This is a genomic window from Anaeropeptidivorans aminofermentans, assembly GCF_940670685.1.
Classification (GTDB): domain Bacteria; phylum Bacillota; class Clostridia; order Lachnospirales; family UBA5962; genus Anaeropeptidivorans; species Anaeropeptidivorans aminofermentans.
Window position 1 is genome coordinate 3,561,514 of the sequence record NZ_OW711693.1, and the last position, 24,336, is coordinate 3,585,849.

A 24,336-nucleotide genomic window follows, 5' to 3' on the forward strand; every position below is an offset into this window, starting at 1 on the left:
TATTATTAAGAAACGGGGATTTTATGAAAAATTTAGAGTCTGTAAGTATAACTCCCTTGTATCAGCAGCTTTGCGATACCTTAAAGGAACAGATAAAGGCCGGCAAATATAAGGCCGGTGACAAGATTCCTTCTGAAGACCAGCTCAGCAAAATGTATAAAATAAGCCGTATTACCGTTCGAAACGCCCTTCAGCATCTGGCAGATGAAAACATGCTTGTAAAACGGAAAGGAAAAGGCACCTTCGTAGCCGAGCCCGTCATTATAGAAAGCATGTCCGCAGGCAACAGTTTCACCAAGTCCTGCTTACAGATAAACGCCGTTCCCAGCACTAAAATCATTTCCATGTCAAAGCAGCATGCCGGCAAAAAAATAGCAGAGATTCTTGAAACAAGCCCTGAAGACTTTATTATATGCATTAAACGCCTCAGGCTTATCGATAATATGGCCGCTATTTTTGAAGTGGATTATTTCACAAAGGATTATGATTTTTTAATTCAAGAAGATTTTACAGGAACTTCTCTTTTGGAATTTATAAGAAAAAATACAGGCATAAGGGCAGAAGGCATCGAAGACATTTATGAAGTAAGGCATGCTTCAAAAGAGCATGCAGAATATCTGGACTGCAAGGTAGGGACCCCTCTTTTGCAGGTAAGCCAGACTGTCTTTATGGCAGAAGGAAAGAAACTTTATTATAACGAGCAGTATATCCGAAGCGACAGATATAAATATGCCATACGGTCTAAAATTAATTAGGCAGGTGAAAAATGAGAACTATTATTTTAGCCTCTCATGGAGGCTTTGGAAAAGGCATGCTGGAATCGGCGAAGATGATTTTGGGAGAAGGCACTGGAAACATAAGAGCCTATGCCATGTATCCGGGAGACAGCGCCGAGGATTATGCCAAGGAACTTGAAAAGGAAATCTTAGAAAACCCTGATACAGAATACGTCATCATGGCGGATTTATTCGGGGCAAGCGTATGCACTGCAATGACGGGCCTTACAAAATATAAAAACGCAGTATTGTTTTCGGGAATGAGCTTTACCATGCTTTTAGAATTATTAACCTCTTTTCCCGAAGCTCTTACGGAAGAAGATATTTTAAGACTTATAAATTCCGCAAGAGAAGGCATAAAAAATATAGATGTTAAAGAAGCAAACGACGAAACGGAGGACTTTTAGTGGAGACAGACAGAAATATCCTTTCCATATTTCCTGTGGTAAAGCCTATTATCGGCATGATCCATCTTAAAGGAGACACGGAAAAAGATATATTTGAAAGAGCAAAAAGAGAAGTAAGCATTATGGCTGAAAACAGCGTAGACGGCATTATGCTTGAAAATTATTACGGCAATTATTATGACCTTGAACGGATTCTTGATTATGTAAGCACGCAGAAGCTTCCTGTGCCTTACGGGGTTAACTGCCTGAATGTAGACGCTTTGGGCTTTGAGCTTGCCAATCGCTATCAGGCCTCTTTTTTACAGCTGGACTCTGTTATAGGCCATGTAAAGCCAAGAGATGATGCGTCTTTGGAAGCGTTTTTCAATCTCTACAGGAAAAACTGCGATGCTTTTGTCATCGGCGGCGTAAGATTTAAATACCAGCCTGTCCTTTCCGAAAGAAGTGTAGAAGAAGATTTGATTCTGGCCATGAAAAGATGCGATGCCATAGCCGTAACAGGAAATGCCACCGGAGAAGAAACCTCTTTAGATAAAATTCAATATTTCCGTGAAATAATAGGGGATTTCCCCCTTGTAATAGCCGCCGGAGTGACCTCAGAAAACGCCGAAGAACAGCTTTCTTTCGGAGATATGGCAATTATCGGAAGCTATTTTAAAGATAATTATAAGGATTTCGGAGATGTTTCAGAAGAGCATGTCAGAAATTTTATGAATACAATAAAGGAATTAAGGAGGAGATGGAGTGATTAAATTAGTAAGGGTAGACCACAGGCTTGTACACGGGCAGGTAGCTTTTGCATGGACGAAGTTCCTAAACGCCGACTGTATCTTGGTAGCAAGCGATGCCCTGATGAAAGATGAGCTTAAAATGGCAGGCCTTCGCATGGCAAAGCCCTCAGGGGTAAAGCTTGTGATGAAAAGCATTGAAGATTCAGCAGAAGCGCTGAATTCCGGCGTAACAGATAAGTATAAGCTTATGATTTTATGCGAGTCTGTTGAAGATATTTACAGGCTTGCCGCAAAAACAAACTGTATTACCGCCATCAATCTGGGCGGCATGAAATCCGGTGAAAACCGCAGGCAGATTTCAAAGGCCGTTCATGTATCTGATGAAGACATTGCCTTAATAAAAGAACTTATGGATAAAGGCATTGCCGTTTCAGTTCAGATGGTTCCAGACGACACCCAAACAGATGTCGCAAAACTTATATAGGAGGGCCCCATGGATATCGTGCAAACCTTACTTATTGTTTTAATTGCCTTTTTTGCCTACATGCATAGCTACGTAGGCTCCACAATGCATAACCGCCCTATTATTATAGCCCCTTTAGTAGGCCTTGTTTTAGGTGATTTACAAACGGGAATCATGATAGGCGCAACCTTAGAGCTTGTATTTATGGGGGCCTTTCCCGTAGGCGCAAGCAACCCGCCGGATTTCGTATCAGGGGCTATTATCTCCACAGCCTACGTTATCATGACCGGTCAGGACGTTACGGCGGCTGTAGTTTTAGCCGTTCCCATTGCAACCTTAGTTTTATTAATTGATAATGTACAGATGACTGTCCTTTTAACATGGGCATCCCACATAGCCGATAAATTTGCCAAGAACGGCGATATTAAAGGCGTCGAAAGAGTTCAGATTATCGCCGGTATCGGCAATAAAATCATTCTTTCCCTCATTGTAGGCCTCGGCTTTGTCCTTGGGGTTCCCGCAATCGAAAAAATATTACAGCATGTTCCTGAATTCGTAACAAGAGGCCTTGATGTTGCCGCAGGTCTTATTCCCGCCATCGGTTTTGCCATGCTTGCAAGAATGATGCTTACAAAAAGCATGGTTCCTTATTTAATCCTTGGCTTTATCCTTGTGGCATACTTAAATGTTCCTATTATAGGCGTGGCATTATTCGGATTGGTAGCCGCCCTTATATACATCAACAAAAGCAGTGAAGCAGTAAAGGAGGCGGCATACGATGACAACGAATTCTAATACTACTACTCTCTCCCCTGAAAGTAAAATTACAAGGAAGGATTTCTGGAGCTGTTTTTTCCGCTCTTTAACCTTGGACTCCTCATGGAATTACGAGCGTATGCAAAACCTTGCCTTTGCTTATATGATGGCTCCTGTTATAAGGCGTTTGTATCCCGATAAGGAAGAAAGGGCCCAGGCTCTGGAACGCCATCTTGAATTTATGTCCGTAACTCCTCATATCTGTACCTTGCTTGTGGGAATCGCAGGAGCAATGGAAGAAGAAAACGCTAAAAACCCCGATTTTGACCCTACCAGCATAAACGCCGTAAAATCAAGCTTAATGGGGCCTATGGCAGGCATCGGCGATGCATTTTTCTGGGGAACCTTAAAGCTTATTGCAGCAGGCGTGGGTATCTCCTTAGCCTCTCAAGGAAATATTTTAGGCCCTATTTTATTCTTCCTCATTATAAACGTTCCTCATTTTATTTTAAGATATATCTGCCTGGATAAGGGCTTCAAATACGGTTCAAAATTTTTCAAGGATTTAAGCATGTCCAATATCGTATCTAAAATAACAGAAGCCGCATCCATCTTAGGCCTTATGGTAATCGGCGGCATGACGGCGGCAAACGTATATTTTGAGCTTCCTATTATGATCGGAAGCGGCGAATGGGCAGAGCCCCTCCAGTCTTACCTTGACAGCATCATGCCCTGTTTAATTCCCGCATCTGTATTCGTGCTTCTTTACTGGCTTATCGGTAAAAAAGTAAAAACAACGACGATTCTTCTTGCCATGATTGCTATTTGTATCTTATTGGCGGCTTTTGGAATCGTTTAGAAAAAGAACCTTACTCATCTGCATATGTTCATAATAAAAGAAGGCTTCCTGAGAAGCCTTCTTTTATTATGCATGCAGAGCGTAAATTCCTTATAAAAAAGTAACCAAAACCGATTCACTGTAGACGCAAAAACATGAGTTTCTTTCGGAAACATAATCAATAAAAACTTATTTAACTTTAAAACTGAATATTTTAAACTTAAATAAGTATGTACCGCAATAGATAATGAAGCTTTTAAGATATAAAACTATAAAAAACAATTTCATAAAATACGGATTATTATATGCCATATAAACCGTATTTTTGAGCTATTATGAATACAGGGGTTTTGTTACGTTTGAACTTTAAATGCACTATAGAAAATAAAACAAATATGGCTTAAATTAAACTGATTTACAATCCAATTCCTTTATCTTATCATTTCTTCCCCAAGGCAATAAGTCTGCTTCACGTTATAATCATCGTCCATAACAACAATATCTGCGTCTAATCCGGACACTATCTGCCCCTTCTTTTTATCTGCCCCTATAAGCTGGGCAGGATAAAGGCTTGCAGATAATAGGGCATGTTCAATGGAAACCATGGCTTCTTCCACTAAAAGCTTTATGCCCCTATTTATCTTTAAAGAGCTGCCGGCTATGGTATCTGTACCTAAAATCCTTGCCGTGCCCTTTTCATCTATTTCAATTTTTCTTCCTTCGTGTTCATAAATGCCCTTCCCAAGGCCCTTGGCCATTAAAGAGTCTGTAATAAGCACCATTTTGGTATTGTTTCGTGCTTTAAATAAAACATTGATAACACTGGGGTGAACGTGCTGCCCGTCCCCTATGATTTCCGCAAAGGTATTTGAAGCCATTAAAGCCCCTACCACCCCCGGCTCTCTGTGATGCAAGCCGAGCATGGCGTTAAAGCTGTGGGTAAAGCTTGTAACTCCGTTTGCTACGGCTAAAACCGCTTCTTCATATTTCGCTCCGGAGTGGCCTAAGGAAACTGCAATATTATTTTTCACGGCATACTTTGTAAGTTCAAAATCCTTATCATGTTCACAAGCCATAGTTATATAGCGTATCGTATTTCCTGAAACCGCCTGAAATTCTTTAAACACTTCTACAGACGGCGGCAGAACAATATCCGGTTCATTGGCCCCTCTGAATTTTTCATCAAAAAAAGGTCCTTCTAAGTGAATCCCTAAAATTTCAGCCCCTTTCATCTTCATATCCTTTGCTTCCCGAAGGCTTTTCAGGGCTTTGATAATCGTCTCCTTAGGGTTGGGAGACGTCGTGGGAAGAAAGGCTGTTACCCCCTCCTCGGGAAGCCTTGAAACCCACTGTTTTATGCCTGAAGGCTCCCCTTCCTCTGCAGAATATCCATATGCGCCGTGGGTATGTACATCAATAAATCCGGGAACAATCCTATCTTCCCCGTAGTCTCGATCGGGCTTTTCTTTTCCGTAGGGCAGAACGGACTTTATCTTTTTATCTTCTATTTCAATTTGTGCCTTTATAAACTGCCCTGCTATAAAAACTCTTCTGCTTTGAATAATCATATGGCCGCCCCTTTCATTGATTTATAGTAAATTTCAAATGAAACAGTAATAAAAATCATATATTTTGAGTGGCTTAAACACAGGGATTCTATATGTTTAAGCGGTTTATGAAAAATAGATTTTTACTGCTTCCTTCTGTGAAATTCACTATATATTCTTATAACAATTATATAAAGGGTTGCAGATGACCGCAACCCTTTATATTGCTGATACTATATATAATGTATTTGTTCCTGATATTTTGAAAAAATCCGATGATCCCTTTCCGGATCCTGAATATTATTGGCACTCATGAAAACAGGGGGCTCTATTCCGTCTGCCGCGCAAAGCTCTGCAAAGCCCGATACAATCATATTGACAATAACTGCACCAGTGGCGGTAGAGGCAGCGCCGGCTTTTACCCCGCTGCCATCAACCGTTACACAGGCGTCTCCTATTTCGCCGCAATTATCTATGATAATATCCCCGAATTCATAAAGGTTCTTTCCCGCGCTATGGCGGCTTTTTACTGCCTTTGAATATGTAAGGCTCGTTATTACAATAAGCTTTACCCCCATATTCTTTGCTTCCATAGCCATGTCTATGGTTACGGCATTTCTCCCTGAAACGGAGTGAATAAGAAGCACATCGCCTTCCTTAATCTTCGTATTTTTTAATATAATGTTTCCGAAGCCTTCAAGCCTCTCCATATGAGACGTTATGGTAAAGGGCATGGTATTTAGCATTAAGGTAGGATTAAACACAGGGTTTGCAACCATAAGCCCCCCTGCCCTGCCGTAAAACTCCTCTGTTATAATACCTGCATGGGAAGCGCCGAAAGCAAAGATGCTCTTTCCTTCTTTAAATGCCGAATACAGAAGCTCTGCGGCATTTTGGATATTTTCTGCCTGGGTATCTTTTATTTGGGTAATTAAACTTAATACATGCTCAAGGTATTCCAAATGCTTTCTCATCTTGGTACCCCCCTAAGAATAAGCCCTTCTATAATGGCCCAAAGGGAGAAATCCTGCCCGGCGTTACTGATAAGCCATCCTGCAATGGTGTTTTCAACGAAAGGAAGGGACCAGCCCATAAGAAGCACCAGAACGATTCCGCTTACAGCCGCCGAGATATAGGCCCCTCTCCGACCGCCTCTTGCATTTCCTACTACGGCAGCCGTGCCGCATTCAAAAAAGCAGGTGATTACAACAGGCACAACCGTATACTTAAATAAGTTAAGGGAAGAACAAGCAATAATCATAATGACGGAAGAAGCCATGGAAATCAGAAAGCCTATCATAACCGCATTAGGGGCATAAGGGAAAAGCAAAGGGCAATCGTATGCCGGAATGGCATTGGGGATAATCTTTTCCTGAATGCCGGTAAAGGCGGGAACGATTTCCGCAATCATCATACGAACCCCAAGGAGTAAAACCGTAAGACCGGCGCCGAAAGTAAGGCCGGAGGTCACAATGAACTTAAACAATCCGTTTGTTTCCGTAAGGCCGTAAAGCTCGCCGTAATTGATACCTATAATCATATACATTACTGTAAGCACAATATAAGTAAGCATGATTACGATAGAGCCTGTTATGGCAACTTCTTTTAAAAACCGCATATTTTTCGGCATTTCTATATCTTCCGTGGATTTTGACTTGTCACCGAATTTTCCTGCTAAAAATCCTCCTATAAGAACAAACACCGTGCTGGGGTGGCCCAAAGTAAAGGAGTCGTCTCCCGTGACATCTTTAATATAAGGCCGTACAAGGTTCGGAGCGATTACATAATAGGCCGCCGTCGTAAGAGAAGCAATCACAAGCAAGGGAACGCCCTGAAAGCCTGCCGTTACGCCTACGGCTACAAATACAAAGGGGAACCAGTAGAGCATATGGCCTGTAAGAAATACAGCCTTCCATTTTGTAAACCGAGCCACCAGAAGGTTTAAAAGAAAACCGAATATCATGGCAACCCCGATTTCAAAGCCGTATTGTTCCATATAAACGCCTGCGTCCATAGAAGGCGCTACCGATGCAGCAGGGTTTAAAGCCGCAATGGACCCTGCCAGGGGAACGAGGCTATTTACTAATATGCCTGCTCCCTGTTGAAGAATGATTACGCCGATTGCCGTTTTAAATGTTCCCGACATAATGTCTGTAAAGCTTTTCTTTTGCAGCAGCAAGCCAACCAAGGCAATAAGGGCTAGAAATATGGCGGCTACGCCGAAAATCTGATTAATCAAGAAATTAAGAATACCCATTGCGATCCTCCTATCTGTTTTCTAAAAATGCCTGAAGCTTCTCCTTGATTTCCTTCTGATTTACAAAGCTTTTGATTATCACTATAGGAACATGGACTCTGCCCTGGAGGTTTTCCGCCAAGTCACTTGAAGTAAAAATAACGTCACAGGCCGCTCCGCAAGCCGATGAAATATCCCCCGTAAACACAGTTGCCTCAATGCCCATTTCCTTTAAAACTCCTTGAATCTTAATTTTGAGTAAAGTAGAAGACCCAACCCCAAAACCACATATAGCTTGAATTGTAAGCTCACTCATATTCCTCCACCTCCTTAAAATATCTATTCACTTAAAGCCCTTCCCCGTTTATGATGGCGTAAAGCTCTTCTATGGATGTGCTTGTTATCAATCTTTGGCAGGTTTTTTCATTGCTTATTGCCTCAGCAACACGGCTTAAAGAATCAATATGCTTCCTGGGCTCTGTGGCGCATAGTCCAAACATGAGATATACAGGATCATTGTTTGAATTAAAAATAACCGGCTTTTTAAACACTGTAAGCACAAGGTCATCTTTTAAAACATGTTTTCCTGCCGCGGCATGGGCAAGCGCGATATTCGGTGCAATCACTATATATGGCCCAAGCTCTAAAACAGCGTTTATCATTGCTTGAATATACCCTTCCTTAATAGAGCCAAGCCGCATCATGAGATTTCCGCATATGTTTAAGGCCTCCTCCCAGCTCCTTTCTTCCCCGTCTATTAGTAATCCTTCTTTCCTTATGATTTCAGCCATCGTTATTCTCCTGACTTTTTAAATTTTACTTTGTATAGTAAAACAATAAGATTACAGTAACAAAAACCGTATATTTTGAATGGCTTAATAGAAAGGGTTCTATTATATTAAGCCGTTTATGAAAAATAGGCTTTTGTTCCTACTTTAAAGTTGTTTTACTGTAATATGTATATTATTTCTCTTAAGCCCTTATACTGGATTGCCCCTTAAATAGACAAATTTTAATTTATAATTTCTAAGCCTCTGGCCTCCGCAATTAAAAATAGCAGCTTACTATAGTAAATTCATCATGAAGAAGCAGCAAAAGCCTATTCCCATCAGGCTCAAAAACACGGATTTCCTTCGGAAACATAGTGAAATTGCTTTTATACCATAACAGATATAAGCCTTTTAATATATAAAATCAAATAAAGGCAATTTCACAAAGGCGCTTTATTATATTTCTTCTATAGTTAAATAGTTTAATTACAGTAATAAAAATCGTATATTTTGAATGGCTTAATATAAGCGTTTCTATTATATTAAGCCGTTTATGAAAAATAGATTTTTGTTACTTCCTGAAGGATATTTTACTCTAAAACGCATTTTTGAGCCTTCGTGAATATACGGCTTTGCTACTATTTAACTTTAAATTTACTATATATGAATAAACCGTGAAAATACAATTTGTGAATCTAGTCTAATTGACTTTTAATATCAGAGAGTGCTACACTAATATCAGATTTTGTATAAACTTGTCGGTAATACTATGAGCATCACGGGCCGTAGGAATTAAAGTAAATTTCTCATAAAGAAGGAACAAAAGCCTATTCACTATAGACCAAAAACGCGAGTTTCCCTTGGAAACAGTACAGTTTTAAACCTAAGTGAGCATACCGCTTTGTTACTTTAACTTTAAATTTACTATAACTACTGAGACAGCAAATGTATAAAGATAGGACCTCTATCCTTTAGGCATTTGCTGTTTTTTATAATCAGCCTTCTAAAATATAAAGGAGGGGATAAATTGTATATTGCCCATACAAGAGAAGACGGAAAAGAACAGTCTCTATTGAACCATTTAACAGAAACTGCAAAGCTTGCGAAGGATTTTGCGTCTTCCTTCCATTCAGGAGAATTAGCCTATCAAATGGGCCTTGCCCACGATTTAGGAAAATACTCAAAGGAGTTTCAAGACAGGATTAAAGGCATCTCTGCCGCTCAGGTAGACCATTCCACCTCCGGCGGTATAGAATTAAACAAGATTTTTAAAAATATCATTCCTGTTTACGGGGTTTTAGGCCATCATTCAGGGCTTCCTAACGGGGGCTCCAAGGCAGTGGGGCTTAATAATCCCGATTCTACTCTTTATGGCCGCCTGAATAAGAAAAATCTGCCGGATTATTTGGCCTATAAAAATGAAATCAATCTTTCCAATGCGCCTTGGCCTAATTTCAAACCGTCTCAGGATATGGGCTTTACCATGGCCTTTTTTATCAGAATGCTTTATTCCGCCCTTGTGGACGCTGATTATTTAGATACGGAAAGCTTCATGTCTCAAGGAGAAGTTCAGCGTTCCGGCTTTGATTCCATAGATGTTTTAAAAGAACGGTTTGATCGCTTCATTCAGCGTACTCCAAGAGAAAAAAGCCCCATCAATATGAAAAGAAATGAGATTTTAGAAGACTGCCTCTCAGCTTCGGGCAAAGAAAAAGGCCTTTTTTCCCTCACGGTTCCCACGGGCGGCGGAAAGACCATCTCTTCTCTTGGCTTTGCCCTGCATCATGCCAAAAATCATCATCTGAAACGCATTGTATACGTAATACCGTTCACTTCAATCATTGATCAAAACGCAAAGGTAATTGCATCTATTGTCAATGAATCAGAAGGTATCAATAATGTCATTGAGCACCATTCAAACATTCTCTATCCCAATGAGGAAAATAAAAAAGACTATAAATACCTTGCTGCGGAAAACTGGGATGCGCCGATTATCGTCACCACCAATGTTCAGTTTTTTGAATCTCTTTTTGCCCATAGAAGCGCTAAATGCAGGAAGCTTCACAATCTGGCAGAAAGCGTTATTATCTTTGACGAAGCCCAAATGCTCCCCATTCCTTTTTTAAAGCCCTGCATACGGGCCATGGAAGAGCTTATAAGAAATTATAATACGACGGCGGTTTTATGTACGGCTACCCAGCCGTCTCTCGGCCCTATATTCAGTAAAGATATTACCCCGACGGAAATCTGTAAGGACCCGAAAGCCCTTTACAGCTTTTTCAGAAGAGCCACTTTAAAAAATATCGGTAAAATCAGCGAAGAAGATTTAATTCAAAACCTTAAAGAGAAAAAACAGGTGCTCTGCATTGTAAACACAAGAAAGCACGCCCAAGAGCTTTATAAAAAGCTTGATAACGCCTTTCATCTTTCCACCCTCCTGTTTCCTGCCCACAGGAAGAAAGTCCTTGAAGAAATCAAGGACTGCTTAAAAAACGGCGAAGCGTGCAGAGTCATCTCCACAAGCTTAATTGAAGCCGGGGTGGATTTGGACTTTCCCTTTGTCTACAGGGAAAAAGCTGGCCTTGATTCCGTCATTCAGGCGGCAGGCCGCTGCAATCGGGAAGGAAAACATAGCCCCAATGAAAGCATTACCTATATCTTTCAATCGGAGGATTATAAAATCCCTGCCCCTATGGCAATCGCTTCCCAAGGCTTCAATGAGGCTGCAAAAAAGCACGGGGATTTAGGCAGCCCCGAAGCCATTCAATTGTACTTTGATTCCATATACACCATTCAGGGACAAAAACTTGACCAAAAAAACATTATAAACCGCCTGAACGAAGGCTGGAAAGAAGCGGGAAGCATCCCCTTCCGGGATATTTCAGAAGATTTTCTCATGATTGAAAATCATACTTATACAATATTTATCCCCTTTGGAGAGGAGGCGGCAGACCTTTTAAAAAGACTTCAATTTGGCGAAAGAAACAGAAGCCTTTTAAGGAAAATAAATCAGTATAGTGTGAATATTTATGAAAACCATTTAAATTTACTTCTCAATAACGGTATGGTGGAATATTTAGATCAAAAAAACTCAAAGGACGTGGGAGACGGCCTATTTATACTCACAGACCCTACCGCCTATGATGATAAATCAGGCTTAAAGCTTGCCCCCGATACGGGAAACGGTATTTTTTTATAAGGAGGTACTTATGGGATATGGATTTAAAATAGAAGTATGGGGAGATTACGCCCTGTTTTCAAGGCCCGAATTAAAAGTAGAAAGAGTTAGCTACGACGTCATCACGCCGTCTTCCGCAAGGGCAATATTAGAAGCCGTTTTGTGGAAGCCGGCAATCAAATACGTCATCGATAAAATCTACGTTTTAAACCCTATTAAATATGTAAACATCAGAAGAAACGAAGTCAATGATAAATTAAGTGCAAGAAATGTAAAAACCGTTATGGCCTCCCCGGAAAAGGGAGAACGGCTTTTTCTGCATACAGGCTCTGCCATTGCTCAAAGGTCCTCTTTAATTTTAAAGGACGTACGGTATGTCATAGAAGCCCATTTTGAAATGACGGAAAATGCCGGCCCCGAAGACAGCCCTGAAAAATTCTATGCCATGATTTGCAGAAGGCTTAGAAACGGTCAATGCTTCCACACCCCTTATTTCGGGTGCAGAGAGTTTCCCGTAAATTTCAGTCTCTGGGAAGAAGAAGAAATTAAAACCGCCCATAAAGGCACAAAAGACTTAGGCCTTATGCTCTACGATATGGATTATACCGGAGAAGGAGGCCCTATGCCTTGTTTCTTCAGGGCAATCATGGAAAACGGCGAAATCAGCCTGAAAGACTGTGAGGTGTTCCGATGATTTTAAACCGCTTGGTAGATTATTATGAGGGAAAATTAAAAAAGGGGGAAGCCCCTGAAGCCGGCTGGGAAATGGCCGATGCCCATCTTGCCATTGTGCTTTCAGATAAAGGAGAGGTTGAAAATATCCTTCCCCTTTTAAACGAAGACATCAAAAAAATAGGCGGAAAAGAAAAGACTGTTTTAGTTCCTTATGAATTTAAGCTGCCCTTAAGGATCGTCCGTTCCTCGGGAGTGGAAGCCAATTTCTTATCGGATAATGCTTCTTATATCCTCGGCTATGACGGAAAAAGCAAGCCTGAAAAGAACAAAGAAAAGTTCAAGGACGCTAAAAAACTTCATCTAAAGCTTCTGCAAGAATCAAGCAATCCTTCCGCTAAGGCCCTCTGCCTATTTTTTAGTCAGTGGGATATTGAAAAGGCCAAAGATAATCCTTTTATTAAGGAGAACATAAAGCTCATCGAAGAAGGCAGAAATATGGTCTTTCTCCATGACGGCAAATTCATTCATGAAAACCCGGAAATCAGGAAAATATGGGATGATTATTATAATAATAATGAAGGCTTAGAAGAAAAGGTATGTCTTGTTTCAGGCAAAAAAGAACCTATTGCGAGGCTCCATGGAAAAATCAAAGGCCTTCCCGGGGCCCAGTCCGCCGGCGCTAATTTAATCAGCCAAAACGCCGAAGCCTTTATTTCCTACAATATAAAAGAAAGCCTCCCCGGAGCCCCCGTGGGAAAATACAGTGCCTTTTCTTATGTTACAGCTATGAATATGCTGATTGCCGACAGAGACAGAAGAATTATGCTGGGGGATATCATGCTTCTTTATTGGGCGGAGGACGCAGAGGAAGCAGCTGCCGATACCTTTAGCTTCTGTTTTAACCCGCCGGAAGAAAGCGATAATCATAAGCTTACGGAAATATTCAAACGGGTAGATAATAAGCTCCCTGTTTCAGGGGTTTCTCTTGATAAGAAATTTTATATCCTGGGCATCGCCCCCAATGCGGCAAGGGTCTCTGTCTCTTTGTTTATTGAAAATGATTTCGGCAGTATTCTTTCAAATATTGCCGACCATTATAAGAGGCTTGAAATTCAAAAGCCTTCCTTTGAAAAAAGAGAGTTCCTAACCCCTTATGCCATATTAAACGAAACCATCAATAAAAACAGCAAAAACGCAAAGCCCAACCCCCAGCATGTCGCAGGCTTAACAAGAGCCATTTTACTTGGAGAACGATACCCTTACGCCCTTTATCAAGCCATAATCCAAAGAGTAAGAGCCGAACAGGGAAGCAGAAAAATAAATTATCCAAAGGCGGCCATGATTAAGGCCTGCCTTACACAATATTTACCTAAAGAAGAAAGGGAGGTATTAAAAATGTCTTTAAACGAAGAAAGCGGTAAAAAGCCTTATATCTTAGGCAGACTTTTTGCAATTCTTGAAGAAATTCAACAAACAGCCAGCCCCGCAATTAATACTACCATCAAAGACAAATATTTTAATTCTGCATGTGCGAATCCCTATATTGCTTTTCCTCCGCTTTTGAAGCTTTCTCAGGCTCATTTGTCAAAAATAGGTGGAAATACAGAAGTTAGCTTCAATATAAAGATACAGAAGATTCTACAAAGACTAAACCCTGATGACAGCCCTTTTCCTAAAGTTCTAGATCTAAATGACCAAGGGCTTTTTATTCTCGGCTATTATTATCAAGCCCAATTTCATTATAAAAATTACCCCAAAAAGGAGGAAATTTAATATGAACCCTATTCAAAACAAATATGATTTTGTAGTTTTATTCGACGTGGAAAACGGAAACCCCAACGGCGACCCGGACGCAGGCAATATGCCGAGAGTTGATCCTGAAACGGGCCTTGGCATTGTAACAGACGTGTGCTTAAAAAGAAAAATACGCAATTATGTGGAAACCGTAAAGGAAGAAGCAGAAGGCTATAAGATTTACATAAAAGATACGGTACCATTGAACACAAGCGATAAGTTGGCTTATGCCCATATTGAAAGTGACACGGAAAGGGCTAAAGAGGCTAAAAAAAATAAAGCTGTTTTAGACTTAATGGTACGGGATTTTATGTGTAAAAACTTCTTTGATATTCGTACCTTCGGCGCCGTCATGACAACCTTCGTAAAGGATTCCTTAAACTGCGGTCAGGTTCGAGGGCCTGTACAATTAGGCTTTGCAAGAAGTTTAGACCCTATTGTTCCCCAGGAAATAACAATCACACGAATTGCTATCACCACAGAAAAAGACGCGGCAAACAAAACCACAGAAATGGGCAAAAAACACATTGTACCTTACGGCCTTTACAGAGCAGAGGGCTTTGTATCTGCAAACCTTGCAAGAAAGGTCACAGGGTTTTCAGAAGCGGATTTAAATCTCCTTTGGGAAGCGATTATCAATATGTTTGAGCATGACCATTCGGCCGCCAGAGGAAAAATGGCCGTTCGTGAGCTGATTGTATTTAAACATGAATCGGAAATCGGAAATGCTCCTTCCTATAAGCTTTTCGATTTAATTGACGTGAAGCTAAAGGATGAAAATAAGCCCCCGAGAGCATTTACTGACTATTCCGTAAATATCCGTGAAGAAAACCTTCCCCAAGGCGTTCAAATTCAAAGGATGATTTAATTTTGGAAAATTATTTAATGATTTCAGGTATACAGCATTACGCCTTTTGTAAAAGACAGTGGGCATTAATCCATATCGAAAACCAATGGGCCGAAAATGCCCTTACGGTTCAGGGTCTATTAATGCATGAAAAGGCACACAGCGACACTACGGAAATAAAAGACGGAAAGATTATCGCAAGAGGTCTTCATATTGCTTCCCACAAGCTTAAGGTGACAGGCATTTGCGATGTCGTTGAATTTCATCAGGACGAAAATGGCATAAGCCTATTTAACTACAAAGGCTCATATACTCCCATACCCGTAGAATACAAAAAAGGACGGCCCAAAGAGCATAATGCCGATAGACTGCAGTTATGCTCTCAGGCCATCTGTCTTGAAGAAATGCTCCTTACGGAAATACCCAAAGGCTATTTATTCTACGGGGAGCCTCACAGGAGAACGGAAGTCATTTTCAGTAGTGCGCTTCGCTCAGAGGTAAACGCAACCTTTGAGGAAATGCGCGCCTTATATAAAAGGGGCCACGTCCCGAAGGTCAAGAAAACGCCCAAATGCACCGCCTGCTCTTTGAAAGATACTTGCCTGCCGGATTTAGATAATAGGCCTTCCGCAAGCAGTTATTTAAAGCACGAACTTTTTCGTTGATTATATTTTTGCACTGGGCATAGGGTTTTGCTGCAAAGACAATTATTTCACTGACATTTGAATAAGTAAAAGTTTGGTCTATGGGGATTATAGTACGTTTAATATAGCAAGCTCAATTTTCATATCCTTTCCTGATTCTATTTTAGGATATTTTTCAAGATGAAATGTATGTATTTTTATCCAAAGAAACAAAGACTGTTTTCGGCAGTTTATACAAGACTAAAAACCTTGAAATACGGCACCTTTTCCTTAAAGAATATTTATAGTAAGCTTGAAATTAAACAGTAATAAAACCGTATATTCATATAGATTCAAGACTGTACTGCTTCCTGCCCAACTCCGTGCTTTTAGTCTTCAATAATCAAGTTTTTTACTACTTCATAAGAAATTTATTGTATCTTTCAAATTTAGGCAAACAAATTAAAAAGTTATTTAAAGAGCGTGCTTTTTATCAGGGCATATTTGCAGAAATAAAAATATGCCCTCTTTTCAAAATGAAAAGACACTAAACTTAGAGCCCGGCGCTTAGCTTTACAGATACCCTGGGAATTTAGGAAATATAGGTTTGAATTTCTAGAATAAATCAGAGCTTCGTTTTAAGGCAAAAACTTTTAAAACAAGACCTCCATCATACCCACAATTGAATTCAAATTAGGCGGAAGTAATTTTTATTTTGTCGGGCTCTTTGTCCTTTAGGTGAAAGCTTCTAAGCCCCACGGTTTAGGTCTGTTAGGCAAATACCTAAGGCGCAGACCCATTTTCCTCAGCCGTATACTGTGGCTTCATATGGATTTTCAGTATAGCCGGATTTATATTTTATCTGAATTTTTATTATAAAAAGTTTAAAAATTTTTCATAGAATTTAACCTTTTAAAACTTAATTTACTATATGCTTTATATTAAAATCTTATTTTCACTCTATAAAAATACCCTTCAACCATTTTCAAATGCTCCTAAGGAGACTTTTCATGAGAAAAATGATGAATACCCTTTATATCACTTCCCCTGATTCTTATTTGGGTCTTGACGGGGAAACAATTATTGTAAAACGGGAGGATTTAGACGATATCCGTATTCCCCTTCATAATATCGAATCCGTTTTAGCCTTCGGATATACCGGCGCAAGCCCTGCCCTTATGGGGGCTTTGGCGGAAAGAAATATTTCCCTTTGCTTCCTTACGCAAAACGGCAGATTTCTATCCCGAATCATCGGTGAAAGCCACGGAAACATTCTTCTAAGAAAAGAGCAATACCGAATATCCGACGATGAGCCTCGTTCCCTTGAAATCGCAAAGCAAATTATTTCCACAAAAATCCATAACAGCAGATGGATTATAGAAAGGGCAATCAGAGACTATCCCCTGCGCCTTGATATAGAAAAGCTTAAAAACAGATCTCTATACTTGCAGGATATGATTTCCCAGGCTCAATCTTCCAAGAGCTTGGAAGAACTTAGAGGCATTGAAGGAAAATCCGCCAGCAGCTATTTCGGCGTATTCGATGATTTAATCTTACAGCAGAAGGATCACTTCTTCTTTAAGAGCAGAAGCAGAAGGCCCCCTCTTGATAATATGAATGCAATGCTTTCCTTTGGCTACACCCTTCTCGCAAATGATACGGCTGCTGCTTTAGAGTCTGTAGGCTTGGATGCTTATGCAGGCTTTTTACACCGTGACAGACCGGGAAGGATTTCCCTCGCTCTGGATATTATGGAAGAATTCAGAGGGCCTTTGGTAGAGCGAATGGTAATAAGCATGATTAATAAAAAAGTAGTTTCAGGCAAGGGCTTTATAAAAGAGGAAAGCGGCGGTATAATCATGACAAAGGATACCAGAGACATATTTTTAAAAACCTGGCAGGAGCGCAAAAAAGAAATCATCACCCACCCCTTTTTAAAAGAAAAAATGGAATGGGGATTAGTCCCATATGCTCAGGCCCTGTTACTGGCCCGTTTTATCCGAAAAGATTTAGACGCCTATCCGGTTTTCCTATGGAAGTGAGGTTTTCTTATGATGGTTTTAATAACTTACGACGTAAATACCCAAACGGAAAGCGGCCGTAAAAGGCTCCGGCAAGTAGCAAAACAATGTGAAAACTATGGTATAAGAGTTCAAAACTCCGTATTTGAATGTGTCTTGGACAACGCCCAGTGGCTTCTTGTAAAAAATACCCTTGAAAAGATTATTGATAAAAATAAAGACAGCCTACGATATTATTATCTGGGTAATAAATATCAAACTAAAATAGAGCATATAGGAGCAAAAGCGGCTATCCAAGTAGAAGATACATTGATACTCTAAGATATTTTTAAAATAATCAAGCCGGCAAAAACATTAAACATTTTTTAGAAAAAAGCATGCCTTAAGTATTTTAAATATATCCTATGGATTAAAATTTCAAAACTTAGGTAACCCTTGCCTAAAGCAATCAAGCAACTGAAGGTATTCACACATAAAATTGCAGCGTACATTTAAAGTGCGAACCTCCATCAGTATCAAAAACCCCAGAGCTTTCGCACCAGATTTTTATATAAAAATATAATCCTCTGTCTATAAATCTTTATTTTCACAAGTATTTTTTAACATGTTTTTATAATTTGTATAAAATAGAATTAGAAATAAGTAGTATTTTTGTGTAGTTTTGCTGTCGTCTCTCACAGAGAGACGTGGATTGAAATAGATAAAAAAACAGAAATAACAAGGGGGATAATGTCGTCTCTCACAGAGAGACGTGGATTGAAATACACCCCCTCTTATTTAGCGTTTAAACGCCCCTGTCGTCTCTCACAGAGAGACGTGGATTGAAATTTGCTTCCATTTGCATCACTGGAAATTTAATCTTGTCGTCTCTCACAGAGAGACGTGGATTGAAATTCATTTTTCACACCCCCTCTTATTTGCTCTTTAGTCGTCTCTCACAGAGAGACGTGGATTGAAATCGCCTTCTGGTCGGCGTTCATTTTGGCCAGCTTTTGTCGTCTCTCACAGAGAGACGTGGATTGAAATACCAGAACAATACAGGATTGTTGAAGTTGAGGTAGTCGTCTCTCACAGAGAGACGTGGATTGAAATATTTTTGCGACAGCTTACAAAAGGTGCATGAGCGTCGTCTCTCACAGAGAGACGTGGATTGAAATGTCGTTATGACAGGCATCGCAGAGACTTATCAAGTCGTCTCTCACAGAGAGACGTGGATTGAAATAATTCAGGTTACTACAACAGCGGAAACTGCAACAGGTCGTCTCTCACAGAGAGACGTGGATTGAAATCTTAAGGTTTAAATATGTGAACCATAGGGCTGCAGTCGTCTCTCACAGAGAGACGTGGATTGAAATCTTTGCCACAAAGATATTTAGACACGCACCCCAGTCGTCTCTCACAGAGAGACGTGGATTGAAATACGGTGGTTAGGAGGTAACGAAAATAGAATTAGAGTCGTCTCTCACAGAGAGACGTGGATTGAAATAGGACGTGTGGGATATGAGAGGTATTATCCAAAATGTCGTCTCTCACAGAGAGACGTGGATTGAAATTTGATACATATAATTTTATTGTTGAAATCTTAAGTCGTCTCTCACAGAGAGACGTGGATTGAAATCGGCATCTCCGACAGCCTTTTTACCCCACATTTTGTCGTCTCTCACAGAGAGACGTGGATTGAAATAATGCCGTCACGTTGTAATATTGCATTCCGCAGAGTCGTCTCTCACAGAGAGACGTGGATTGAAATAGGCGTATCGGATTTTTGTAAAATCAAATCCGGCGTCGTCTCTCACAGAGAGACGTGGATTGAAATTCATTTTTCACACCCCCTCTTATTTGCTCTTTAGTCGTCTCTCACAGAGAGACGTGGATTGAAATACGTTGGTTGAGGAGATGCATCATCTGCCGAGGTCGTCTCTCACAGAGAGACGTGGATTGAAATTTAAAAACCTTGGGCAAAGCCAGGACAAGGCTAATGTCGTCTCTCACAGAGAGACGTGGATTGAAATAAGCTCAACCGATACAACAAAGCCCTTTGTCCTTGTCGTCTCTCACAGAGAGACGTGGATTGAAATAAACGGCAAAAGGCTTGTTGTTACCTCCTTAGACGTCGTCTCTCACAGAGAGACGTGGATTGAAATTTTTGCTAAGGCCGTGTTTTCCTCCCATGCAGCAGTCGTCTCTCACAGAGAGACGTGGATTGAAATTCCTTTTTACATTAAAAAAGCACCCAAAAGGGCGGTCGTCTCTCACAGAGAGACGTGGATTGAAATATGAGCCGCTGAGCCCCTGAGAAGTGTATCTCTTGTCGTCTCTCACAGAGAGACGTGGATTGAAATCGCAAGCGAACTAAGAAAAGTTGCTGACGACTTAGTCGTCTCTCACAGAGAGACGTGGATTGAAATCCTTATAGCTATATAATCAGCGGCCCGGAAAAAGGTCGTCTCTCACAGAGAGACGTGGATTGAAATTCCTAATTGAGGGCTGGGGGAAAGGTTCAGTGATGTCGTCTCTCACAGAGAGACGTGGATTGAAATTTTAGTAAGATTGGCAGCCTCTCTTAGAGTTTTTGTCGTCTCTCACAGAGAGACGTGGATTGAAATAGGATTTAGTCACGGATGTAATTCTTCCCACTATCGTCGTCTCTCACAGAGAGACGTGGATTGAAATCGCACGAGAGGGGGTTAAAAGATGAACGTGCAATCGTCGTCTCTCACAGAGAGACGTGGATTGAAATCTTAATATTGTTTTTATCGCTTATAAAATAAAAGGTCGTCTCTCACAGAGAGACGTGGATTGAAATCTAAGGCCTGTAAGCTTCCAATAAATAAAAATTGCGTCGTCTCTCACAGAGAGACGTGGATTGAAATCCAAAATGATAAAATTTAGCGAAAGGAGGGCCTTTGTCGTCTCTCACAGAGAGACGTGGATTGAAATACCTTTAAACCCCTTAATCTTTTCCGTAGCTTTGTCGTCTCTCACAGAGAGACGTGGATTGAAATTTTTGTTAACGCTCTTTTTGAAGACACAAAAGGTCGTCTCTCACAGAGAGACGTGGATTGAAATATTTAAGCCGGCTCTTGCTGTTTTTACAGCCTTAGGTCGTCTCTCACAGAGAGACGTGGATTGAAATATGGCGAGCTGTTTAATGCCCTTATATCCCAAGGTCGTCTCTCACAGAGAGACGTGGATTGAAATTTAACATCCTCGGACCCACCCTTATGCGTGCATCGTCGTCTCTCACAGAGAGACGTGGATTGAAATGCGGATATGCGCTATCGTCGGGGGAAATTTTTCCGTCGTCTCTCACAGAGAGACGTGGATTGAAATAAAATGATACTTTTTAAGTCATTATTTATATTATGTCGTCTCTCACAGAGAGACGTGGATTGAAATTATGCCGTTTAAAGTGTTGGTGTCTGTGGCGTAAGTCGTCTCTCACAGAGAGACGTGGATTGAAATCAGTGTCATAGCCCTTTTATAGTGATTACAACTCGTCGTCTCTCACAGAGAGACGTGGATTGAAATTTTATGCGTCAAATCCAATTGTCCACAAAGGGAGGTCGTCTCTCACAGAGAGACGTGGATTGAAATTGTTTTAGCACCTTGACCGCCGCCGTTAGCTGATGTCGTCTCTCACAGAGAGACGTGGATTGAAATTTTTGCCACCTCGCGATACAGCCATTCAAATTCCGTCGTCTCTCACAGAGAGACGTGGATTGAAATCTTTTTGTCGTGCAGGGCTGGGGTATGTATGTAGTCGTCTCTCACAGAGAGACGTGGATTGAAATCTGCCATTCGGGCAATCACAATATGCTAAAAACTCGTCGTCTCTCACAGAGAGACGTGGATTGAAATAATCCGATAGGATAAATGACAAGCAGCAGTTCCGTCGTCTCTCACAGAGAGACGTGGATTGAAATATGCTTTTAAAGATGGCGATGCTAAATACATTACGTCGTCTCTCACAGAGAGACGTGGATTGAAATTTGCTTTGACGGCACCCTGAACCCTGAATATCCAGTCGTCTCTCACAGAGAGACGTGGATTGAAATTATGGGCTTATAAGCTTCAAATATCTTTAAATCCGTCGTCTCTCACAGAGAGACGTGGATTGAAATATCACCGTGAGTAAATTCGTCCTCGCCTTCGAGGGTCGTCTCTCACAGAGAGACGTGGATTGAAATTAAAAGCTCTTCGGCAAACTGGCCGAATGTTATCGTCGTCTCTCACAGAGAGACGTGGATTGAAATATGGACAAAGCTATGGCAGAAGTCGGCCCCGAAAGTCGTCTCTCACAGAGAGACGTGGATTGAAATATTTTTATCTCTCCTTTTTATTTGCTTTCCTTTAGTCGTCTCTCACAGAGAGACGTGGATTGAAATTTTGTCGTAAAGAGTATTGTAATCAATATCTTTGTCGTCTCTCACAGAGAGACGTGGATTGAAATTATTTTTCCGGATTTCAAGGTTACAAGGTAGTAGTCGTCTCTCACAGAGAGACGTGGATTGAAATAATATGTCTTTTGGAGAGTTTTATCACTTTGCCGTCGTCTCTCACAGAGAGACGTGGATTGAAATTTAGGCAGAGCAATCCCCTCGGCGGGGTTTTTGATGTCGTCTCTCACAGAGAGACGTGGATTGAAATGCAATGCTACGGCTGGGGATATTGAAAATTATAAGTCGTCTCTCACAGAGAGACGTGGATTGAAATACGTGTAAAGAGGCTTTGAGTTCTTTTCCGCATGACGTCGTCTCTCACAGAGAGACGTGGATTGAAATAGGAGCTTTATTTCTTTTTCCGGGCCGCTGATTGTCGTCTCTCACAGAGAGACGTGGATTGAAATACACCTGCGCCCAAGGATTGTTAACTCCTGCCCTAGTCGTCTCTCACAGAGAGACGTGGATTGAAATCCGTTAGTGATTTGGCGGTATCTTATATAACTGGGTCGTCTCTCACAGAGAGACGTGGATTGAAATTGCAATAAAAAAGCACCCGGAGGGGGTGCTGAATAAGTCGTCTCTCACAGAGAGACGTGGATTGAAATAGGCGTTCCTTTGTACGTAACCCCCGCCGCTGTGGTCGTCTCTCACAGAGAGACGTGGATTGAAATTTTTTAGTGTGCCAAATCCGTATTGACCCTTTTTGTCGTCTCTCACAGAGAGACGTGGATTGAAATACACTAAATACAGGATTAAGAGAAGGAGAACTGCTGTCGTCTCTCACAGAGAGACGTGGATTGAAATATAGCCATACTCATTCCATGTCTTGATTTGCGCTGTCGTCTCTCACAGAGAGACGTGGATTGAAATAGCCCGGAGAGAATGAGCTGATATTTACTTCTGAGTCGTCTCTCACAGAGAGACGTGGATTGAAATCTGAAGGTTTTACTCCTAAATACCGTTCTGATGGCGTCGTCTCTCACAGAGAGACGTGGATTGAAATTAAAGATAATTGTGCAACTATTACAATCGCAAGAGTCGTCTCTCACAGAGAGACGTGGATTGAAATAAGGGAAGCCGCTATTCAGGAATTGGCCGATAGAAGTCGTCTCTCACAGAGAGACGTGGATTGAAATAGGAGCAAAGGGAGGGTTAATATGACCCCTTTAGTCGTCTCTCACAGAGAGACGTGGATTGAAATTCAATACGCAAAAGAAACTTGAGAAGAAAGACAGGTCGTCTCTCACAGAGAGACGTGGATTGAAATTCCTTTATTTTTTTTATATAAAAAAATCTACCCGTCGTCTCTCACAGAGAGACGTGGATTGAAATCGTATTCGTGCCGGTTGATTGTTTCCACGATTCGGTCGTCTCTCACAGAGAGACGTGGATTGAAATAGTCTCTTTTGTATCAAATATCTTGGCCTTATACGTCGTCTCTCACAGAGAGACGTGGATTGAAATATGGACAAAGCTATGGCAGAAGTCGGCCCCGAAGTCGTCTCTCACAGAGAGACGTGGATTGAAATCGTATTCGTGCCGGTTGATTGTTTCCACGATTCGGGTCGTCTCTCACAGAGAGACGTGGATTGAAATTAGTTGTCCGCAAAGAGTATTTTCAGGGTCCTTGGTCGTCTCTCACAGAGAGACGTGGATTGAAATTCCGGCTTATACGGGCACTCTTGTTGAGACGCGGGCGTCGTCTCTCACAGAGAGACGTGGATTGAAATTAAATATTTCTCTATATCTCTCTGCGCTTTTGAGTCGTCTCTCACAGAGAGACGTGGATTGAAATCATGTGCTTATTGTTGACGAGTTTACGCCTGTATGTCGTCTCTCACAGAGAGACGTGGATTGAAATCCTTGCTTTTGCCATGTTCTTCGTTTGAGAGATGTCGTCTCTCACAGAGAGACGTGGATTGAAATGCTAAATACTCCCGGTAAAGCCAAAACGGGGTGAGGTCGTCTCTCACAGAGAGACGTGGATTGAAATGCATTAGTTTAAGTTGTCTAGGAGGTGGCAGCTAGTCGTCTCTCACAGAGAGACGTGGATTGAAATAATGTTTACAGACCTTAAATCAGCTGGCATTACGTCGTCTCTCACAGAGAGACGTGGATTGAAATATATCAATCACGCTCCTTATATTTAATCCCGTAGTCGTCTCTCACAGAGAGACGTGGATTGAAATCCTGGCAAGCCTGCTCATGCTTATGCTGTTAATGTCGTCT

18 protein-coding genes and 1 CRISPR repeat array (1 of these 19 only partly in view) are annotated in these 24,336 nt (G+C 41.1%); of the genes, 13 read left to right on the top strand and 5 right to left on the bottom strand.

The window, feature by feature from the left end:
- Positions 1-23 precede the first annotated feature (23 nt).
- The 6 genes from NBX03_RS15005 to NBX03_RS15030 are packed head-to-tail and all read left to right on the top strand — an operon-like array spanning position 24 to position 3,992.
- Positions 24-755, top strand: coding sequence for a GntR family transcriptional regulator (locus tag NBX03_RS15005; protein ID WP_250228581.1), 732 nt, complete (start codon positions 24-26; stop codon positions 753-755).
- Between the two features lie 11 nt (positions 756-766).
- The gene (locus NBX03_RS15010) at positions 767-1,183 is read left to right on the top strand and encodes a PTS sugar transporter subunit IIA (protein ID WP_250228582.1); all 417 of its coding nucleotides are present in this window, start codon (positions 767-769) and stop codon (positions 1,181-1,183) included.
- Entirely contained in the window at positions 1,183-1,935 is a 753-nt protein-coding gene (locus tag NBX03_RS15015; protein WP_250228583.1) for a BtpA/SgcQ family protein, read from the top strand. Before NBX03_RS15010 ends, NBX03_RS15015 begins: the two co-directional genes overlap by 1 nt.
- Complete coding sequence (locus NBX03_RS15020) at positions 1,928-2,398, top strand: PTS sugar transporter subunit IIB (RefSeq protein WP_250228584.1); 471 nt, start codon at positions 1,928-1,930, stop codon at positions 2,396-2,398. The genes NBX03_RS15015 and NBX03_RS15020 overlap by 8 nt, the downstream gene beginning before the upstream one ends.
- Positions 2,399-2,407: 9 nt before the next feature.
- Positions 2,408-3,172, top strand: coding sequence for a PTS mannose/fructose/sorbose/N-acetylgalactosamine transporter subunit IIC (locus NBX03_RS15025; RefSeq protein WP_250228585.1), 765 nt, complete (start codon positions 2,408-2,410; stop codon positions 3,170-3,172).
- Positions 3,156-3,992, top strand: a complete 837-nt coding sequence (locus NBX03_RS15030) for a PTS system mannose/fructose/sorbose family transporter subunit IID (protein ID WP_250228586.1) — start codon at positions 3,156-3,158, stop codon at positions 3,990-3,992. Before NBX03_RS15025 ends, NBX03_RS15030 begins: the two co-directional genes overlap by 17 nt.
- A gap of 410 nt (positions 3,993-4,402) precedes the next feature.
- On the opposite strand, the gene nagA is transcribed toward NBX03_RS15030, so the two are convergent.
- From nagA to NBX03_RS15055, 5 genes are all read right to left on the bottom strand, one after another.
- The gene (nagA, locus tag NBX03_RS15035) at positions 4,403-5,539 is read right to left on the bottom strand and encodes an N-acetylglucosamine-6-phosphate deacetylase (protein WP_250228587.1); all 1,137 of its coding nucleotides are present in this window, start codon (positions 5,537-5,539) and stop codon (positions 4,403-4,405) included.
- 212 nt (positions 5,540-5,751) lie between these two features.
- Positions 5,752-6,492: a sugar isomerase domain-containing protein gene (locus NBX03_RS15040; protein WP_250228588.1), complete on the bottom strand. Its 741-nt coding sequence runs from the start codon at positions 6,490-6,492 to the stop codon at positions 5,752-5,754.
- Entirely contained in the window at positions 6,489-7,775 is a 1,287-nt protein-coding gene (locus tag NBX03_RS15045) for a PTS ascorbate transporter subunit IIC (RefSeq protein ID WP_250228589.1), read from the bottom strand. Before NBX03_RS15045 ends, NBX03_RS15040 begins: the two co-directional genes overlap by 4 nt.
- 10 nt (positions 7,776-7,785) lie before the next feature.
- Positions 7,786-8,070 carry a PTS sugar transporter subunit IIB gene (locus NBX03_RS15050; RefSeq protein WP_250228590.1) on the bottom strand — a complete coding sequence of 95 codons (285 nt, stop codon included), beginning with the start codon at positions 8,068-8,070 and terminating at the stop codon, positions 7,786-7,788.
- 31 nt (positions 8,071-8,101) lie between these two features.
- A complete protein-coding gene (locus tag NBX03_RS15055) occupies positions 8,102-8,545 on the bottom strand; it encodes a PTS sugar transporter subunit IIA (protein WP_250228591.1) in 444 nt (147 codons plus the stop codon).
- Positions 8,546-9,551: 1,006 nt separating this feature from the next.
- Between NBX03_RS15055 and cas3 the strand changes: the two genes are divergently transcribed.
- The 7 genes from cas3 to cas2 all read left to right on the top strand — a co-directional run bounded on the left by cas3 (position 9,552) and on the right by cas2 (position 17,983).
- A complete protein-coding gene (gene cas3, locus NBX03_RS15060; protein ID WP_250228592.1) occupies positions 9,552-11,723 on the top strand; it encodes a CRISPR-associated helicase Cas3' in 2,172 nt (723 codons plus the stop codon).
- A gap of 10 nt (positions 11,724-11,733) precedes the next feature.
- Positions 11,734-12,396 (top strand): type I-C CRISPR-associated protein Cas5c, encoded by a 663-nt coding sequence (cas5c, locus tag NBX03_RS15065; protein ID WP_250228593.1) that lies wholly within the window; start codon positions 11,734-11,736, stop codon positions 12,394-12,396.
- Positions 12,393-14,150 (top strand): type I-C CRISPR-associated protein Cas8c/Csd1, encoded by a 1,758-nt coding sequence (gene cas8c, locus NBX03_RS15070; RefSeq protein WP_250228594.1) that lies wholly within the window; start codon positions 12,393-12,395, stop codon positions 14,148-14,150. Before cas5c ends, cas8c begins: the two co-directional genes overlap by 4 nt.
- Position 14,151: 1 nt before the next feature.
- Positions 14,152-15,039 (top strand): type I-C CRISPR-associated protein Cas7/Csd2, encoded by an 888-nt coding sequence (cas7c, locus tag NBX03_RS15075; protein WP_250228595.1) that lies wholly within the window; start codon positions 14,152-14,154, stop codon positions 15,037-15,039.
- A gap of 2 nt (positions 15,040-15,041) precedes the next feature.
- On the top strand, positions 15,042-15,683 hold the full coding sequence (cas4, locus tag NBX03_RS15080; protein WP_330638426.1) for a CRISPR-associated protein Cas4: 642 nt from the start codon (positions 15,042-15,044) through the stop codon (positions 15,681-15,683).
- A gap of 968 nt (positions 15,684-16,651) precedes the next feature.
- Positions 16,652-17,683 (top strand): type I-C CRISPR-associated endonuclease Cas1c, encoded by a 1,032-nt coding sequence (cas1c, locus tag NBX03_RS15085; protein ID WP_250228596.1) that lies wholly within the window; start codon positions 16,652-16,654, stop codon positions 17,681-17,683.
- A 9-nt stretch (positions 17,684-17,692) separates the two neighbouring features.
- A complete protein-coding gene (gene cas2, locus NBX03_RS15090) occupies positions 17,693-17,983 on the top strand; it encodes a CRISPR-associated endonuclease Cas2 (protein WP_250228597.1) in 291 nt (96 codons plus the stop codon).
- Between the two features lie 345 nt (positions 17,984-18,328).
- Positions 18,329-24,336: a CRISPR direct-repeat array (repeat unit 32 nt; unit sequence GTCGTCTCTCACAGAGAGACGTGGATTGAAAT); it runs 4,969 nt beyond the window's last position.